Source organism: Sinomicrobium halophytocola, from assembly GCF_052983395.1.
This window is the reverse complement of record NZ_JBRKIT010000027.1, coordinates 95,674-112,683: the sequence shown is the minus strand read 5'-3', so window position 1 is coordinate 112,683 and position 17,010 is coordinate 95,674. Positions and strand designations below refer to the sequence as shown.

Genomic DNA, 17,010 nt, shown 5'->3' with positions numbered 1-17,010 from the left:
ACTCATAAACTCCATAACTTTTGCACTTGATTCGTAAAAAACTTGGAATAACCGTACTAATGTACTTAATTTTGCACTTTCTTTTGTGTCTCTGGCACAGTAACGGAATATTAATGTCTTAAGTTTTTCTTTTGGTGGAACAAGGTAAAATGCCAAAGCAGGAAAGATCATTGCTCACCAGGTTCTTGATATGGCGTGCCAAACATATCTCCCAACGTCAGTTTATCTTTATATTAAGTGTCCTTGTAGGTTTTACATCGGGCATGGGCGCTGTAATCCTCAAAAACTTCACCCACTTTATCCAGCATATACTGGAGGGTAACCTGGTACAGTACTACCATCAGGCGTTTTATTTTATTTTCCCCATCATAGGTCTTAGTATCACGTACCTTATTATGAAATACGTTATACGGCACCCGGTGAGCCACGGTATCCCATCTACCTTATATGCCATATCCAAAAGAAAGGGGATTATACGGCAGTTCCAGATGGTCGGTTCTATACTTACGGCTCCGATCACTGTTGGTTTTGGGGGTTCTGTCGGGCTGGAGGGCCCTACGGTAGCTACGGGGGCCGCCATAAGTTCCAACATAGCCCGCCTGTTCCATATGAACCAGGCAAACCGTACGCTGCTTATAGGATGCGCGGCCGCAGGTGCCTTGTCCTCTATTTTCAAAGCGCCGATTGCGGCAATTATTTTTGCTATCGAGGTGTTTAGCCTGGACCTTACCCTGGCTTCCCTCCTTCCGTTGTTACTGGCATCCATATCTGCTATAATCACCTCGTATTTCTTTTTCGGGTCGGACAGTTTGCTGCCGTTTCAGATCGTGGAGGGGTTTGCTATTAAAGACGTTCCTTTTTTCATCATTCTCGGTGCGGTCTCCGGGCTGGTTTCCATATATTTTGCAAAAGTCTATCACAGGACACACAGTTACTTTGATAGTATCAAATCGCCGATACGCAAGCTGTTGATCGGCGGATTGGGCATAGGTATTTTAGTATTTTTTATCCCCCCACTCTATGGTGAGGGCTTTGATGTTATAAATAACCTGATCAAAGGGAATCCGGAAAAAGCCCTGGTAAACAATGTCTTTAACCTGAGCCTGGATAATGTATGGATTGTTATTGCCCTTCTTGTCGGACTGGTGTTTTTCAAGGTCATTGCCAGTTGCCTCACTTTCGGAGCCGGGGGCGTAGGGGGTATTTTCGCTCCTACTTTGTTTATGGGGAGTATTATGGGACATTGTGTGGCTAAAATAATTAATGTCCTGGGACTGGGTAATCCGGCGGTTTCCGAAAGCAATTTTACCCTGGTTGGTATGGCGGGCCTCATGGCAGGGGTACTCCACGCCCCGCTGACAGCAATCTTCCTTATTGCGGAGCTCACGGGAGGTTATGAACTTTTTATCCCGCTGATGATCACTTCGGCCATTTCATTTTCCATTACCAAATATTTTATTTCCCACTCTGTGTATACTATGGAACTGGCCCGAAAAGGGGAGCTTATAACTCATAATAAAGACCAAGCTATTCTCACGCTTATGGATATAGACAAGGTTATCGAAAGGAACTTTGTTCCTGTTTACCCGGATATGAAACTGGGGGATATTGTACATAAGGCCGTGGTGAAATCCAACCGGAATATTTTCCCGGTGATCAACGAGAAAGATGATTCCCTGGCAGGGGTCCTGCTGCTGGACGATATCCGCCCCATTATGTTCGACCAGTCTCTTTATAACGAAGTTTCTGCCTCGGATGTCATGCACGATCCTCCTGCAGTCATTCACCTGGAAAAAGATAAGATGACGGAGGTTATGCAAAAATTCCAGGACAGCGGCGCATGGAACCTTCCGGTATTAAAGAACAACGTGTATGTAGGCTTTATCTCCAAATCCAAACTGCTCACAGCCTATCGGAGAAAGCTTATTTCCTTTACAGCGCGGTAGGAAAAACCTACGAGGGATGAGTGGGGAGTTAGGAGTTTGGGTTCATTGGAATTAGAAATCCATAGGTTCGTTCTACTGCTGCTTTTCAAAAACGTATATTTGCATAAAACCGTATAAAAATGTAACTTTTATACCTTTATGAAAAACCTCATCAGAATACTATTTTTTATTATTGTGGCTGCCATAAGCACCGGGTATTTCTTTATTTGGAAAGAAGATCCCTACACCGGCCATCGCATTATCGGCTTTGCTGTGTTGGCCATGGCTTTTGTGCTTATGCCACTGTTTCTCTTTCATCGTTACAAGGGCAGAAGTCTAAAGGAATTCAGGCTCTTCAAGGACGATGAGAGCCACAAAAATGCTGAAAATCAATAATTTTTTTTTAAGAAAAAACGATAATTTAACCTTTTGCATTCATATAAATCCTACATTTGTCACTTTAATTTTATTTATAATTCATAATGACAGGAACAGTTAAATTTTTTAATGAATCTAAGGGTTACGGATTCATTACCAACGACGAAACAGGCAGAGACATCTTCGTTCACGTAACAGGACTAAAAGGTGTTGAGCTTAAAGACGGAGACAAAGTAGAATATGTTGAACAAGAAGGAAGAAAAGGCGTGGTTGCTGCACAAGTGCAGGTAATCGGATAATATATATTTTATTTTGATTGACCCAAGGCGTTTACCGAAACAGTAAACGCCTTTTTTTATGCGCGGGAAAAGTCGGGGAGTTTTTTAGTCGGGAGTTCTTAGTTATTTCTCAATTCTCGTATTTTGTACCTGGATAAGTTCGCCTTTTGCTCTTCTATACGTATTATCGTCCCTGTACCTTCTGAAATTCTCTCGGTAAATATTTCTTTCGGGCTGTCAGCTTATATATAACCCTTCCTCCCCCCGGGATTCCAACAGACAACCCCGGCTTGGATTTACTCTCTGTTACTACGGGCGCATCAGTAACCGACCAAATAACTTAATAACCAGTAACTCCAAAACTCACAACTTTCAAACCTCTCCCCGCAGTCTCTTAATTTAAGACTATTTTCGCTTATTTAAAACTTGACCATCAGAGAAAATATCTTTATCTTGAGAAAGCTTATTTAATATTACCCGGGCGAACATCGCACTTTGCAAGAATATAGATCCTACCCCCTTATAATTTCTTCGCTTTGTGTTTATTGACTTAATTTTTCCAATTTTTACACAAACACCTTTTCCACATACTTTTCCATAGACAGAAAGCGGATGTGACCGCCCGGGAAGAAGAGGGACTATATGATGAACAAAAACAACTCACCCCACCACCGACAGGTACAGCAAGTCTTACAGGCATCGCCCGTAGGGGCTTTTCAGACAGACATGGACGGCAACTGTTTTTTCGTAAACAGGTCCTGGGAAGATATGTCCGGATTGGGCTTCGAAGAATCCCTGGGGAAAAAATGGATGGAAATAATAGCGGAAGAAGACATTCCTGCTATATCTCATATCATACAACAAGCTATCGAGGGAGTAAAAGAGGTTTCTTTTATTTACCGCATACAGCACCCGGAAAAGGGTCTCCGGTATTTTAAGACGGATGCCCGTCCTATTCTCAATAAAGAGGAAAACGAAAAATACTTTCTGGGATACATCCAGGATATTACGGAAACCAAGCTGTCTACGGTATATATTGACAAACAGAACAAATTATTCCGGATATTAAAAGATATCCAGGACCGCTTTTATCTCGGTGAAAGTCCGTATGCATTATTTAACAAACTGCTGGAGAACATCTTAGAGATCACCGAGAGTAAATTCGGATTTATAGGGGAAATCATCCGGGACAAACACGGCGGACAGCCTTACCTGAAAACCCTAGCCATATCTAATATTACATGGGACGAAGCGAGCCGTAAAATATATGAGGACACCAAGACGGAGGGTGTTGTATTCACAAACCTGGACTCTCTTTTCGGACAGGTGATAAGCAGCGGCGAACCTTATATTTCCAACGCTCCCGAAACGGATGAAAAACGGGGCGGAACTCCCGAAGGCCACCCCCGATTGGATTCTTTTTTAGGGCTCCCTGCAAAAACCAAAGATAAGCTCGTAGGGATGATAGGTGTTGCCAACCGAAAAAACGGATATGATCTTTCTCTTGTGGAGTTTCTCGATCCTCTGTTATCCACATTCGCCAGCCTGGTGGCTTTCCACCGGTTGACTATTGCCAAAAAAGCGGCCGACACGAGGAAAGAAGAACTAAACAACCACCTGCAATCCTTAATTTCTTCACTGGAAGATATTATCCTGGAAATAGATGGTAACCTGGTTTTCCGAAATGTATGGGCACGTAATGAAGATATCCTGTTTGTACCCAAGGAACGGTTTATAGGCAAAAAACTTACCGAAGTCTTCGGGGAAAGGGCTTCTTTTTTTGCAGACCATATCCGCCGTGTCATCCGGACGGGTAAAACGAGGGAATTTGAATACAAACATCTGGACCCTTCGGTTGATAAATGGTATAAGGCCAAGGTAACCCCCATTAACCGTGACCCTCGCCCGGACCATTATAAAATGGCAATCTTTGTCCGGGACATCACAGAGAAGACAAAATATATCGAAGATCTGAAAACCGAAAAGGAAAAGCTGGAATATACCAACCTGTTATTTGATTTCAGCCAGGAACTGAGTAAGATAGGCGGATGGGAGAACAATCTTGAAACGGGGAAAGTGGTGTGGACCAAACAAACGCATGCTATATTGGGTATATCTCCGGAATATATACAACATACGACTTACAGGGAATTATGGGACCTGCTTGAAGAAATGGGAGCGGGACTTATTAAGGATCAGGCTTTAAAAACACTGAAAAACAAAAAGCCCTATGATGTTATTACCCGGATCACCACTTTGCAGGGAGACCGTAAATGGATCCGGTCTATAGGCATCCCTATTGTTAAAAGCAGTAAAGTTGTTTTATTGCGCGGTGTTCTTCTTGATGTTACCCGGCAAAAGGAAACGGAACTGATACTGGAGCAGACAAAAAATGCGGCTGAAGCCGCAGCCCGTGCCAAGACGGATTTCCTTTCGGTAATGAGCCATGAGATCCGTACGCCGCTAAATGGCATCATCGGTATAACCAACCTGCTGAAACTCAATCATACGCCGGAACAGGAGGAGTATATCAATAACCTGATGTTCTCTGCCGATCATCTCCTGCAACTCATCAACGACATCCTGGACCTGAATAAGATAGAAAGTGATAAACTGGAACTGGTATATACGGAAATAGACCTGCCGGAACTTATATTTAATATTAAAAGCCAGTTCCAGTCGTTGGCGGATGTTAAAGGTATAAAGCTTTTTTCCCGTATAGACAGGAATATTCCCCGCAAGATCATTGGTGATGCGGTACGGATAAGCCAGATATTGAACAACCTGGTGAGCAATGCTGTAAAATTTACGGAAAAGGGAGAAGTTTCCATTATGTTGCAACAGCTATCGGCCACACCAACGCATACTACTATTCATTTTTCTGTCAGAGATACGGGCCTGGGTATCCCGAAAAAAATGCAGGAGACCATTTTCGAAAGTTTTAAGCAAATACAACAGGAGGCCTACCGCAAACATTCGGGTACGGGGCTGGGACTGACCATTACCAAAAAACTGATAGAGTTGCACAACAGTCATATAGCGGTGAAGAGCAAGCGGGGCAAGGGCACGGAGTTTTCTTTTGATATTACCCTTGAACTTCCTTCGGAAAAGAACAGGAAAAGACTGGCTCCAAAAACATTGTCCGGGTTTGAGAACGGGCTTTCGGGTATAAAATTGCTGTTTGTGGAGGACAACCGTGTCAATGCCCTGGTGGCCCGGAAACAACTGGAATATTTTGGCATAAAGCCCGATCATGCCCAGAACGGGGACGAGGCGCTGGAATTTCTTTGTAACACTCATTATCACGTAGCGCTTATAGACCTCCATATGCCACAGATGGACGGCTACAGGTTGTCTGAGATCATCACCCGGGATTATCCGGATATACACATTGTTATTTTTACGGCCGATATTATGACGGACGTAAAGCAACGCCTGGCCCGTATGGGTATTTATGATATTCTCAACAAGCCTTTTGTCCCGACAGAAATGTTGTCGGTACTGTTAAAAGTGGCTAATAGTAAAAAATTGCTGCCTGACGGGGAGAAAGTCAAGGATTAAACTGTTATGGCCGGTATCCTATTGGTCCTGTTATTCTTTTACCTGCACCGGGCCACGGAACGTAAGAGGATCAATCTCGTTTTTCCATAAAGAACTTTTTCAGTAATGCGGATGCTTCTGCTTCCATGATGCCTTCTTTTACCTGTGTTTTGGGGTGCATGGATGTTCTCATAGCACGGTAACCCCGGTGCGGATCGGCAGCGGCGAAGACGACGCGGGATATCTGGCTCCAGTACAGGGCCCCGGCACACATCTGGCAGGGTTCGAGGGTAACGTAGAGGGTGCAGCCTTTCAGGTATTTTCCTCCCAGGAAATTGGAAGCGGAAGTAATGGCCTGCATCTCGGCATGGGCGGTAACATCGGTAAGGGTTTCGGTGAGGTTATATCCTTTGGCTATGATCCTGTGCTCTACCACAATAACCGCTCCTACGGGGACCTCCCCTTTTTCGTAAGCCGCTTCTGCTTCCTGAAGGGCTTTTTTCATAAAATAAACATCGTCAAAAGTATCTGTCATACCTGCAAAAATACAAACGCATCTCGTACTTTTGTGTCGTCATGTCAAAAAAACTGTTAGACCATATCTCCATCCCGGAAGACCTGCGCCGGTTGCCTGCGGAACAACTGCCTCAACTGGCAGCGGAACTGCGCGATTTTATCATTGATATTGTTTCGGTAAAGGAAGGGCACCTGGGGGCAAGCCTGGGCGTGGTGGAGCTCACCATTGCCCTACACTATGTGTTCAACACGCCCGACGATCAACTGGTATGGGATGTGGGACACCAAGCGTATGGACATAAAATACTAACGGGCAGAAAGGATATTTTTCATACCAATCGCCAACTGGGCGGCATCAGCGGTTTTCCGAAACGCGGGGAAAGTGTTTACGACACTTTTGGCACGGGGCATTCTTCTACTTCCATATCGGCAGCGCTGGGTATGGCCATTGCTTCTAAACTAAAGGGGGAAACGGAGAAACAGCATGTGGCGGTTATAGGGGATGCTTCTATAGCGAGCGGAATGGCTTTTGAAGGGCTTAACCATGCGGGGGTTACGGATGCGAACCTTCTTATTATACTCAACGATAATGCTATTGGTATAGATCCCAGCGTGGGAGCGGTAAAGGAATACCTGACGCAGGTGAAGAAAAACCGGAAACTGGCACGTAACAACATTATCAAAGCGCTGAACTTTGATTATACGGGACCTGTGGACGGGCATGACCTGCCTGCTTTACTCGGAGAACTTTCCCGGTTAAAGGATATACAGGGACCTAAATTCCTTCATGTTATTACTACTAAAGGCAAGGGACTCCGGAAGGCGGAGGAAGACCAGGTCCGCTATCATGCCCCGGGAAAATTCGATAAAACTACGGGGGAGATCATTGTGAAGCCTGTTTCGGAAAAAGACCCGCCGAAGTACCAGGATGTCTTTGGGCATACTCTTGTGGAACTTGCGGAAAAGAACGCAAAAATAGTAGGTATTACCCCGGCCATGCCCACGGGAAGTTCTTTAAAATTTATGATGGAGGTGATTCCGGAAAGGGCTTTTGATGTGGGTATTGCGGAGCAGCATGCGGTGACGCTGGCGGCGGGAATGGCTACCCAGGGACTTATTCCCTTTTGCAATATATATTCCACCTTCCTGCAACGGGCTTACGATCAGGTGATCCACGATGTTGCTTTGCAGGACCTCCCGGTAATCTTTTGCCTGGACCGTGCGGGCATGGTGGGCGAAGACGGGGCTACACACCACGGGGTCTTTGATATGGCTTACCTGCGGTGCATTCCTAATCTTATTATTTATGCCCCGGCCAACGAAGCGGACCTGAGAAATATAATGTACACGGCCCAACTGGGCCTTCCCCACCCTATTGCCATCCGTTACCCAAGGGGACGTGGAATAACCCCGGAATGGCGAAAACCTTTCGCTGAAATTGAGATCGGCAGGGGAAAAATGATAAAAAAGGGGACGGATGTTGCTATTTTAACTATTGGAAACCTTGCTAAAAACATACTACCTGCCCTGGAAGGACTTACTGAGGATCAGAAAGATAGGGTTGCTCATTATGATATGCAGTTTGTAAAACCCCTGGATGAATCTTTGCTGCATAAAATATTCATGCGGTTTAGGGCGTTAATTACCCTGGAAGACGGGTGTGTTGCCGGAGGCTTCGGAAGTGCGATCCTGGAATTTGCTGCCGTTAACGGATATACAAAACCAGTACATTGTCTGGGGATACCGGATCATTTTGTGGAGCAGGGAAAGGTTGATGAACTCCAGGAGCTGGCTCACGTAAGTCCGGGACATATCAGGGAAATGGTGATTAAGTTATTATAGAAGATACATTTTTATATATTAGCTGTTTGTAACCGGGTAAAAATCAATGTCCTGAACCCGGGGAACGCAACCTGCAAAATATGTGAATACGTAAACCTAACCAGCCCGGTATGGTGCCAGAAATAAAAAGCCGTCCCGAACCTGTTCGCAACGGCGCGGAAAATACCACGGGGTCGAGAGCCGTCAAGACCTGTACATGTGTATTCACCTGTTTTTTTTAGTCCTGGTGTTATATGGGTAACACTAATCTAAATATTAAACCTTGTTTTTTACAATGAGAAAGATCGTTTCTTTAATCGCAGCCGTTTTTTGTATGTATTCTCTGGGGGCCCAGGAAATCCTCACGCCCATTAACTCATCGTCTTATGGTGTACAATCGCTTCCGGTACATATTCCGAAAGATACGTCGGATGCCAGGGTCAAGCGCTTGCTGGGAATTATACCGCCACCGCCACCTCCAGTTTCGTACTGGGCCAAGAAAAACGAAATGGGCGTTGTGCTCAGCCAGGTGGCTTTTTCTAACTGGAACGCCGGGGGTAACAACTCGGTTACGGGAATCTCGTCAGCAAACTTTGTCCGATGGTACAAAAGGGGCAATGTAAGCTGGAACAATGAGCTTATCATGCGATACGGGCTTAACTCCCAGGAAGACCAGAAACTGAGAAAATCGGATGATGTGATAGAACTGAACAGTACGTACGGTTATCGTACGAGTCCGAAATCGAACTGGTATTATTCTGCCAAACTTACTTTTAAAACGCAGTTTACAGATGGTTATAAGTACCCGGACCGGGACAATCCCATATCTAAATTCATGGCGCCGGGTTATCTTACCTTCGGTGTCGGGGCGGGATATTCGCCAACGGATAAGAAACTCCAGTTCTATTTTTCCCCGGTGACACAAAAAGCTACGTATGTGCTGGACCAGGACCTGGCAAATTCAGGGGCTTTTGGTGTACAGAAGGCCTTGTATGACAGTGATGGTAATATTATCCGGGAAGGAAAACAGACCCGGACGGAACTGGGTATCCTGGTTACGAACGAGTACGAAACGGAGATCTACAAAAATATGACTCTTATTAACAAGGTAACGCTCTATACGGATTACCTGAACGATTTTGGTAATGTCGATGTCAACTTCGAATTATACCTCAACCTGGTGGTTAATGAATATGTAAAGGCCAACATAGGGGCGCACCTTATTTATGACAACGATATAAAAACACGTGAACTGCAATTAAACGAGAACGAGACTTTTGCCTATGGTCCGCGGTTGCAGTTAAAACAGCTGCTGGGTGTAGGACTCAATTATATGTTTTAGTGTATAGTACGGTATTAAGCTCCTGAACGGGAGCTTTTTTTATGGAATACCGATAAGGATTAATGGTTATGCTAAGGGTATTTGTCTAAGCAGTATTTTTTACCGCGTGTTTTACGATAACAAGATTTTATTGGTGTATCCTTATTATCTTTGCCGGAATTTATATGGCAGACAAGGACTTTTATATTAAAGAGATTCCGGGCGCACATACGTGGCCTATGCGCCACCGGGTAATGTACCCGGAGATGTCCCCGGATAGTGTTATCCTGGAGGAGGATGCAGACGGTATTCATTTTGGCTTGTTTTCTCCGGACCATCGGTTGGTTTCGGTGATCTCGCTTTTTGAGCGGGAAAACGACCATTACCAGTTCCGAAAGTTCGCTACGGATACTTCTGAACAGGGAAAGGGTTACGGTTCTGCCTTGCTCTCTTATATTATTGACTTCTGTCGGGCGAAAAATGCCCGGGGACTCCGGTGCAATGCGCGCAGGAGCGCTTCTTCTTTCTATAAGCGCTTCGGTTTCGGGGAAACGGATACGACCTACTTTAAAGACGGCCATGATTTTGTAGTTATGGAACGGGAATTGTAATCTACAGCCCGTAAAACCATATTCGCAGGTATAAGAATATTACCCGCAGGTACTAAAACCATGTCCATAGCCACAAAAATATTATTCACAGGTACTAAAACCATATCCGCAGCCACAAGAATATTATCCGCAGGCACTAAAACCATATCCGTAGCCGCAAGAATATTATCCGTAGGCACTAAAACCATATTCGTAGCCGCAAGAATATTATCCGTAGGTACTAAAACCATGTCCGCAGCCGCAAAAATATTATCCGCAGGTATTCAAACAAAACTCCCGGCTATAGGTATATGGTTTACAAGGATAAGTTATTTATTTGTCCTAAAGGGGACAATAATTCTTATACCCTGTTCCTTACTTAAGGCCGGGAGTGCAAAACAATATTCTGGTTGGGGGTTATATAGGGGGAGAAAAACGGGACTACAATACTTGCCGAACCGTTTTTAAGGCACGAACTTTTCAGCCCACCATAGTGAACGTAATGCCGGATACCCTGGCATGCTGATCGGAACTGCTGCCATAGACGGACCTGACATACTTTTTGACGTTCTGTGCCAGGTCGTATAACCCGGTATCCTTGCCATAGAGCAACTGGTTACGATGACGAAGGGCTTTAGTAAATGCCGCTTCACTTTGTTCTACTCCGGTGGTGGCGCTTTGCATGTCTGTGAGCAGTTTGTCCAGGTTCTCTTTTTGCAGTTCTTCTTCATTGGGTCCATAGTTATCTATGGTCTGTATTAAGGTAAGCAACTGCGAGAAATGTTCTGCCCGCTGGGTGAAAGACTGCCGGGAGGTGGATATCCCGGTGATGGTTTCTTCTGTACCGTCTTCACCGGGCCCGGTAGTTACTTTCCTGGAGGTGCCCACGCCTTGTATGCGCTTGTTCAGGGAACGGGCCTGGTCCATAGCCCCGCTATTAAGGCCCAGGATATCCAAATGGTTGACGATCCTGGTGCAAAGGGGATTGAGTTGCTGGTAAATATCCTGCCGCCGGTGAATGGCATTCCTGTTTTCTACCCGCCTGGTCTCAGCTTCTTCTATACTTTGCCGGGCCTCGTCACGGAGTTTGGTGAGGTTTGCTACGGTAAGTGCTTCTACGGGAGGGTTGTATTTCTCGTAGAGCGAGATCTGTGCGATGAGCTTGCTTAGATTGGTTACGTTTTTGGCGTGGCCGGTTTCATAAGTGGATTTCATTTTTGAAAAGTTTAAGATTAAATGTGTGTACGTCCGGAAGTTGTTGGGACGGTACCTGGTGTTATACGCATGAATGTGTTTTTAATCCGGCTGCTTCTTTTTCGCTTTCAGATTAAAACTTTCATGTAGAGATCAGATGGTTTTAATTTAATTATTGCATGCAAATAATTAAAACTGATTACAATATATAAAAAAGTCGCGTAGTGCGATATTAAAATTTTCTTAAAATTGTTTTTTGAGGAAATCGGGGCTTCGGTACACTTCTGCCTTTAGGCAGAAGCACTCAGCCGCCTTGGTTTAGGCTTTTATAATGTCCTTCTCCCTTTTTATAAAAATGACCAGGGGGTACTTTGTTGTAAACAAACCAGGAGTGTTGCAAATGAGTGGCAGGGGTTAATTGTTTAGTTGTTTTTTAAATTCCAAAATTTCCGAAGGATAGATTTCATTGAGGAATTCGTTATATACATCATCTCGTTTATATGCGATATTGTTTTCTGCTTTCTGTATATACTCTTTGGCTTTTTCTGTTTTTCCGATTTTCAGGTTGGCTTTAGCTAATCCGAAATAGGCTTCGCAAACTTTATCGGATTGTTTTAATGCGCTATGGAATCCGGATATTGATTCTTCATAATTACCTAGTTCGTATTGACAAAGTCCTAAATACACAAAGGTTTGAATATCTGCCCAGTCTTCTCCCTGGTTTTTTATGCTCCTGTTAAACATTTTAATGGCTTTGGTATAGTCTTTCTTTCCGAAATAACATTCTCCCCGCAAAAAATCGATGTCTTCGCCCCACGGGGCATCTACAAAGTTTGGTGTTAAACTATCAAGTTTCTCAAAATCTATTAATGCTTTGTCATAGTCCCGCATTTTACGGAGCCGTATCCAGCCTCGATAGCCTAAATGGGCAACGGGGTCTAAGGCTACGGCTTTATCAAGGTATTCAAATCCTTTTTGGAAATCTCCAGCCTTATTATAGGGAATGGAACGCTCCATCCATGTCTGGCTATTGTCCTGGTTGTATTGCAAGGCCGTCTCAAAATCGTTTATCTCCGTTAAAAAGTCAGACTTTTCTCTGTTGTTCTTGATATTCCGCCACATGGTTATTCCTATACTAATGCATAGTATAAGTATGCTTATAGTAATACGTCCGTATTTAAAAAATCTCTTCAATTTTTCCTTCTTTTATCTTTAACCGGATAAGATTATAAGTCTTAAAGTCTTTATCTCTTTTCTAGTCCTTTAGTTATTTTTTTTAGTTCCTCCGCCAATTTTCCATCATTGAATTTTGTGTCCTTATAATCTTCATCAATTTGAAAGGTCTCTATGTTACATAGGTTTCCGGTCTTTGAGATATGAAGTCTCAGGGTTATAAATCCGTTAGCGGGTTGGATATTACTTTTTGTATATTGAATTTCTTTAAAGGCTTTTCTCAGCGTTATATTTTCTCCTACTATCCTACTGTTTATACTATTGGCCCAGTATGGCATGGAGCGTTCATGACAGTCGGGTTGATCTTTTGAGAAAGAGAATAACAGGAATATCAGGAATATGGTGGCAAGTCTTTTCACGGTTAAGGTCTTATTGCCCAACAAGGTACTATCATTTTATTTATTTTCAAATAAATGGTTTTGGGCCTTATCAAAAGAAAAGCTTTAAAAAACTCCCCTCTTCTCCCGGTAATCATCGGGATGAAGAAGGGAGTTTTGACCAGGCCCAGGTCTTAGGTTTATCCCTAAACTTTAATGTTTTCCTATGGCTTGGGCTTTCAAACCCTCCCCCCGTTGCTTCGCTCGGGTACCTTCCTCCTCCTTCGGCGGACAAGATTCGTCTGAAGGGAGGAGCCTTTTTTGTTTTGCCTTTTTAAGTGAATGTACTTTTAAAAAACACCAAAAGCCCCGACGTGGGGCTTTGTCTGCTTTTGTTCTTTTATGATTATGTGTCTAACATTCTATCCATACCGAAACACTCTCCCAAGGGCGTGGTACTTTTAAGGATATGGGTTAAATAGTAAAGGGAAAAGGCCATTTCATCGTCTTGTTTGTGATGTTCGTGGACTTCGGCGATAAGCTGGATGGCATGGGTTACATAGTAACGCAGGAGTGCGAGGGTTTCGTAGCTGTCTACCATGAGTTCTACATACTTTTCGCCACTGGGATTGGTTTTGAGCGTGTCTTTGTACGCTTCGAAATCTAGGGTTTTCATATATGTTATAGTTTAGGAATATTAAAGCCCGTAGAGGTTAGGTGTCCTACGCCTATAACAGCGTTACAGTTCTTTCGAATACCGTCACCATACCATACGGGCAAAGTCGTTTTCATAGTAATATGTGTTATAGTTTAAGGAATAGTAAATATACGCATTTTTAGTGGTAACGGCAAGTATAATAGGGAGTTTGGAAGGTTTTTGGGCGTGGATATTTACAAGAAATAACTGGTGTTTTTTATGGGCATTGCAAATGCGGGGGACAGTGGGGGGGCTTCGGTACATCCCGAGCGTAGCTCGGGACACTCAGCCAACTTGGTTTGGTTTTTATAATGTCCCTTTCCCTTTTTCATAAAAATGACCAGTGGGGTACTTTGCTGCAAACAACCAGGAGCGTTGCAAATGCGAGGGACAATGGACACTCATTGCAAACGAGCACCGGGGGGTTAATTTTCATACATTTTAGCTAAGGCATCCATTAAGTCCGGGAGGGGCAGTTTAGTTAATCCGGAACTATACCCACAAGACTCCAGGTAATACAATAAATTCTCCTGGTTAATGTCATCGCGTTTAGGATTGTCGGGGTCTCGTATTAATCCGGTAAAGCCAATAAAAAGATATATAGTCCGGATATTTTCTTTCGGGTTTTCACAAGCTAAAGCGTAGTCTTCTAATAGACTCCAAAAATTCCCTTTAAAATTAAAAATCTCCGATTTGTTATTTAACAATTCTAACCACACATTGGCACGAGCAACATCTACACTGCGGATATTTTTAAACGCGTATTCAATAAATCCATAAAGTTTCGGGGAAGAATTTATCCTGTCAAAATTCTTCTTCAGGATTTCTTTATTTCCTGTTATTTTAAGATCATTCATATCTCCTCCTTCAAAGCTTAATGTATAGCTTACAGAATCATACGATTTTAATGTATTAAAAAAGGTATAGCCAAGCATTGCTATCACTGTTTCATTGGATATTTGATCTATAAAATAGGACTCTAAAGATTTCTCTTCATCTTTTTTGAAGTCAATATTAATCCTTAATTCTTTCTCTTTCTCTTGTATGGATATATGGTTTATGAGTTTCCAGCTATGTAATTTTTTTTCCATCTCATTAGCTAAAATATCTGTGTCGGTTTTAGCAGTATTCTGACAAGATAAAAAAAGTAAGGGAAGGATTAAGATTAAAATTGTTTTGTTCATTTTTTATTTTCTATATCTAACATATCCAAATATAATTTCCCTTTCCCTTCCAAAACTTTTAATGAATCTTCACCTATTCCTCTTTTATTTAAAAACTCTAATCTACCATTTATTAATGTATCATTTATTACCCTTCGCAGAGAGTCTAAGGGAGTTAAGGGCACCATTGTAAAATTAATGGTAGAAATTGAATGAGATAATCCTGCGGTTGCCACCCCTCCGCCCAAAGTATTGGAACTCCATAACAATTGTTCTGTTTCCAAGTCTTTAGTAGTAAAGCGGGTAAACTTCAACAGTGCAGCGGCTCCTGTGGATTCTATGGCCCCGTTGAACAATTCTTGTAAAGTGGTAACTTTTCTGTCGATGTGAAAATTTATCTTCCCAACAGTAGCAGCCATTAGTTCTATATCCGGTTTTGCTTTTTTCAAAGGGTTATTGGCAGAAACTCCCCCGGATATAGACGTCCGACTTTCCAACTTATAATGCCAAAACCCGGTTACGGCATCTATAGGTGCCGCTATTTCCATTTTTCCGAGGGAATATCCGTTAACTCCGATGTAGGTAACTGCGGTAAGTTCGAATTTGCCGTTATGTGTTTTGGGCGATATGGTAATTTCGGCTTTTACAGGTTTTGCTTTCCTTTTACCATAAACGACTACTTCATCTAACTCTATAACATTTATTAAACATAACAGCGCTTCGTCCTCTAACTTGTTTATGTATAGCCACAACTCGTTTTCCCAGTTTTTGGCAAAATAATAGTCTACAAAAGCAGCGATCTCTTTTTTATGTAAACCTAAACTTTTGAAATGTGTGGAAGCATTAAATACAATATGTTTTTTGGCCATGATCATATTGCCTTTGAGCTTTCGTTCTATATCAAAAACGGTCTCGTTCCTAACGGCATGGTCGACGGTTTGCTTGATAACGTCTTTGAGCTTTTGCTTTACGTACCTTTCTAACTGCCGGCATTTTAGTTTATGTACAATCCTGTTCATAATATTAATTCAGGGAAGATACTCCGGGCCACTTACTTTTATAAGTATATGCTCCATAGGTGACCTCCAGGGCAGAGATGACAATTTCTACCTGCATGGGGCTGGAACTGTCTGCATTAAAACGCTGGTCGTATTTAAGGCAGTAGGCTTTTTTAAAGGCTAGTTCCTGCATTTTTGCCATGGCATTGTCTTTGTAAAAGATGATCTTACCGTCTTTGGTCATGGTATCGGACAACATCCATCCGAAGAGGGAATCGTCTTTGTTAACGGCGAGAAGCAGGCTGATCTGACCTCCCATAGCCCGTGTTGAGGGTTTGCCGTTGTTATCACTTCCTTTTTCAAAGGTAAAGGAACAATCGAGGACGGTCAGTTCTGATCCGTCGATAAAAAGTTTGGAAAGAAAAGTTGCCATAATGTATTTGGGTTTGAAAGTTATAACATAAATACGGGAGTAGGTTGCGTGTATAAATATAAAGATTTTTCCTGTATTAAATGAAGACATGATAAAAGGGACAGCTATCTCCCCGGCTATATACTTGAATTAAAAACCCAAAAAGGAGTACGGCGCCTTCACCTGAAAGCGGGGAGTTTTTATTGGTCTTTTTCTTTTACTTAAATGGTTAAGGGCGTTGCAAACACCCGGGACAATGGGTACTCGTTGCAAACGAGCTACCAGGGGGAATTAAAGGCAAACACTGCTTCGCAAGCTCTTTTATCTTGTAATTTCAAGATTATAGGCTTGCCATTGGCAGTAGGTTTTTATGCTAACACTTGCATTTCTTCTTTTAGTTTTTTCAAATGACGATTTAGTATAGCCCAAACTATTGAATTATCGATACTATCATATGCATGAACGAGTCTATTCCTAAATCCAATAATTTGTTTATCATTCTCAATTTCAAGATTTGGCTCTACTTTTTTGAGCTTATTCAAAGCTTCTCCTATGATTACCAATTGTCTTTCAACGGCACTTTGGGTTTTTAAAATGATTAAAGTCTGCAATGTCAACTGTAAATTT

Annotated in this window: 17 protein-coding genes; 7 read left to right on the top strand and 10 right to left on the bottom strand. The window is 42.8% G+C overall.

Annotated elements, in window-relative coordinates:
- Window positions 1-149 precede the first annotated feature (149 nt).
- The 4 genes from ACVBDY_RS10765 to ACVBDY_RS10750 all read left to right on the top strand — a co-directional run bounded on the left by ACVBDY_RS10765 (window position 150) and on the right by ACVBDY_RS10750 (window position 6,142).
- Entirely contained in the window at window positions 150-1,946 is a 1,797-nt protein-coding gene (locus tag ACVBDY_RS10765; protein ID WP_447175487.1) for a chloride channel protein, read from the top strand.
- Window positions 1,947-2,084: 138 nt separating this feature from the next.
- Window positions 2,085-2,321, top strand: coding sequence for a cytochrome b family protein (locus tag ACVBDY_RS10760; RefSeq protein WP_447175486.1), 237 nt, complete (start codon window positions 2,085-2,087; stop codon window positions 2,319-2,321).
- Between the two features lie 86 nt (window positions 2,322-2,407).
- Entirely contained in the window at window positions 2,408-2,602 is a 195-nt protein-coding gene (locus tag ACVBDY_RS10755; protein WP_447175485.1) for a cold-shock protein, read from the top strand.
- A gap of 621 nt (window positions 2,603-3,223) precedes the next feature.
- Entirely contained in the window at window positions 3,224-6,142 is a 2,919-nt protein-coding gene (locus tag ACVBDY_RS10750; protein WP_447175484.1) for an ATP-binding protein, read from the top strand.
- Between the two features lie 70 nt (window positions 6,143-6,212).
- Here the strand turns inward: ACVBDY_RS10750 and ACVBDY_RS10745 are convergent, their stop codons facing one another.
- Window positions 6,213-6,656 carry a nucleoside deaminase gene (locus tag ACVBDY_RS10745; RefSeq protein WP_447175483.1) on the bottom strand — a complete coding sequence of 148 codons (444 nt, stop codon included), beginning with the start codon at window positions 6,654-6,656 and terminating at the stop codon, window positions 6,213-6,215.
- A 41-nt stretch (window positions 6,657-6,697) separates the two neighbouring features.
- Between ACVBDY_RS10745 and ACVBDY_RS10740 the strand changes: the two genes are divergently transcribed.
- From ACVBDY_RS10740 to ACVBDY_RS10730, 3 genes are all read left to right on the top strand, one after another.
- The gene (locus tag ACVBDY_RS10740; protein ID WP_447175482.1) at window positions 6,698-8,479 is read left to right on the top strand and encodes a 1-deoxy-D-xylulose-5-phosphate synthase; all 1,782 of its coding nucleotides are present in this window, start codon (window positions 6,698-6,700) and stop codon (window positions 8,477-8,479) included.
- A 274-nt stretch (window positions 8,480-8,753) separates the two neighbouring features.
- Window positions 8,754-9,800, top strand: coding sequence for a DUF3078 domain-containing protein (locus ACVBDY_RS10735; protein WP_447175481.1), 1,047 nt, complete (start codon window positions 8,754-8,756; stop codon window positions 9,798-9,800).
- A gap of 164 nt (window positions 9,801-9,964) precedes the next feature.
- Window positions 9,965-10,390, top strand: a complete 426-nt coding sequence (locus ACVBDY_RS10730) for a GNAT family N-acetyltransferase (protein WP_447175480.1) — start codon at window positions 9,965-9,967, stop codon at window positions 10,388-10,390.
- On the opposite strand, the gene ACVBDY_RS10725 is transcribed toward ACVBDY_RS10730, so the two are convergent.
- The 9 genes from ACVBDY_RS10725 to ACVBDY_RS10685 all read right to left on the bottom strand — a co-directional run bounded on the left by ACVBDY_RS10725 (window position 10,342) and on the right by ACVBDY_RS10685 (window position 17,000).
- Entirely contained in the window at window positions 10,342-10,620 is a 279-nt protein-coding gene (locus ACVBDY_RS10725) for a hypothetical protein (RefSeq protein ID WP_447175479.1), read from the bottom strand. The two genes, ACVBDY_RS10730 and ACVBDY_RS10725, sit on opposite strands and share 49 nt — an antisense overlap.
- A 229-nt stretch (window positions 10,621-10,849) precedes the next feature.
- A complete protein-coding gene (locus tag ACVBDY_RS10720) occupies window positions 10,850-11,584 on the bottom strand; it encodes a hypothetical protein (protein WP_447175478.1) in 735 nt (244 codons plus the stop codon).
- 393 nt (window positions 11,585-11,977) lie between these two features.
- Entirely contained in the window at window positions 11,978-12,757 is a 780-nt protein-coding gene (locus ACVBDY_RS10715) for a tetratricopeptide repeat protein (RefSeq protein WP_447175477.1), read from the bottom strand.
- A gap of 50 nt (window positions 12,758-12,807) precedes the next feature.
- Window positions 12,808-13,155 (bottom strand): hypothetical protein, encoded by a 348-nt coding sequence (locus ACVBDY_RS10710; protein ID WP_447175476.1) that lies wholly within the window; start codon window positions 13,153-13,155, stop codon window positions 12,808-12,810.
- A gap of 364 nt (window positions 13,156-13,519) precedes the next feature.
- A complete protein-coding gene (locus tag ACVBDY_RS10705; protein ID WP_447175475.1) occupies window positions 13,520-13,789 on the bottom strand; it encodes a hypothetical protein in 270 nt (89 codons plus the stop codon).
- Window positions 13,790-14,235: 446 nt separating this feature from the next.
- Entirely contained in the window at window positions 14,236-14,994 is a 759-nt protein-coding gene (locus ACVBDY_RS10700; protein ID WP_447175474.1) for a hypothetical protein, read from the bottom strand.
- Window positions 14,991-15,992, bottom strand: coding sequence for a hypothetical protein (locus tag ACVBDY_RS10695; RefSeq protein WP_447175473.1), 1,002 nt, complete (start codon window positions 15,990-15,992; stop codon window positions 14,991-14,993). The genes ACVBDY_RS10700 and ACVBDY_RS10695 overlap by 4 nt, the downstream gene beginning before the upstream one ends.
- A 4-nt stretch (window positions 15,993-15,996) precedes the next feature.
- Window positions 15,997-16,404 carry a type VI secretion system tube protein TssD gene (tssD, locus tag ACVBDY_RS10690; RefSeq protein ID WP_447175472.1) on the bottom strand — a complete coding sequence of 136 codons (408 nt, stop codon included), beginning with the start codon at window positions 16,402-16,404 and terminating at the stop codon, window positions 15,997-15,999.
- A gap of 347 nt (window positions 16,405-16,751) precedes the next feature.
- Entirely contained in the window at window positions 16,752-17,000 is a 249-nt protein-coding gene (locus ACVBDY_RS10685) for a HepT-like ribonuclease domain-containing protein (RefSeq protein ID WP_447175471.1), read from the bottom strand.
- Window positions 17,001-17,010: the final 10 nt, after the last annotated feature.

Bases quoted from the DNA above. Each gene is read 5' to 3' on its own strand.
- ACVBDY_RS10720 (WP_447175478.1), bottom strand. From the start codon at position 11,584: ATGAAATCCACTTATGAAACCGGCCACGCCAAAAACGTAACCAATCTA.
- ACVBDY_RS10695 (WP_447175473.1), bottom strand. From the start codon at position 15,992: ATGAACAGGATTGTACATAAACTAAAATGCCGGCAGTTAGAAAGGTAC.
- ACVBDY_RS10740 (WP_447175482.1), top strand. From the start codon at position 6,698: ATGTCAAAAAAACTGTTAGACCATATCTCCATCCCGGAAGACCTGCGC.
- ACVBDY_RS10730 (WP_447175480.1), top strand. From the start codon at position 9,965: ATGGCAGACAAGGACTTTTATATTAAAGAGATTCCGGGCGCACATACG.
- tssD (WP_447175472.1), bottom strand. From the start codon at position 16,404: ATGGCAACTTTTCTTTCCAAACTTTTTATCGACGGATCAGAACTGACC.
- ACVBDY_RS10745 (WP_447175483.1), bottom strand. From the start codon at position 6,656: ATGACAGATACTTTTGACGATGTTTATTTTATGAAAAAAGCCCTTCAG.
- ACVBDY_RS10755 (WP_447175485.1), top strand. From the start codon at position 2,408: ATGACAGGAACAGTTAAATTTTTTAATGAATCTAAGGGTTACGGATTC.
- ACVBDY_RS10750 (WP_447175484.1), top strand. From the start codon at position 3,224: ATGATGAACAAAAACAACTCACCCCACCACCGACAGGTACAGCAAGTC.
- ACVBDY_RS10765 (WP_447175487.1), top strand. From the start codon at position 150: ATGCCAAAGCAGGAAAGATCATTGCTCACCAGGTTCTTGATATGGCGT.
- ACVBDY_RS10760 (WP_447175486.1), top strand. From the start codon at position 2,085: ATGAAAAACCTCATCAGAATACTATTTTTTATTATTGTGGCTGCCATA.
- ACVBDY_RS10725 (WP_447175479.1), bottom strand. From the start codon at position 10,620: ATGGTTTTAGTACCTACGGATAATATTCTTGCGGCTACGAATATGGTT.
- ACVBDY_RS10735 (WP_447175481.1), top strand. From the start codon at position 8,754: ATGAGAAAGATCGTTTCTTTAATCGCAGCCGTTTTTTGTATGTATTCT.
- ACVBDY_RS10700 (WP_447175474.1), bottom strand. From the start codon at position 14,994: ATGAACAAAACAATTTTAATCTTAATCCTTCCCTTACTTTTTTTATCT.
- ACVBDY_RS10705 (WP_447175475.1), bottom strand. From the start codon at position 13,789: ATGAAAACCCTAGATTTCGAAGCGTACAAAGACACGCTCAAAACCAAT.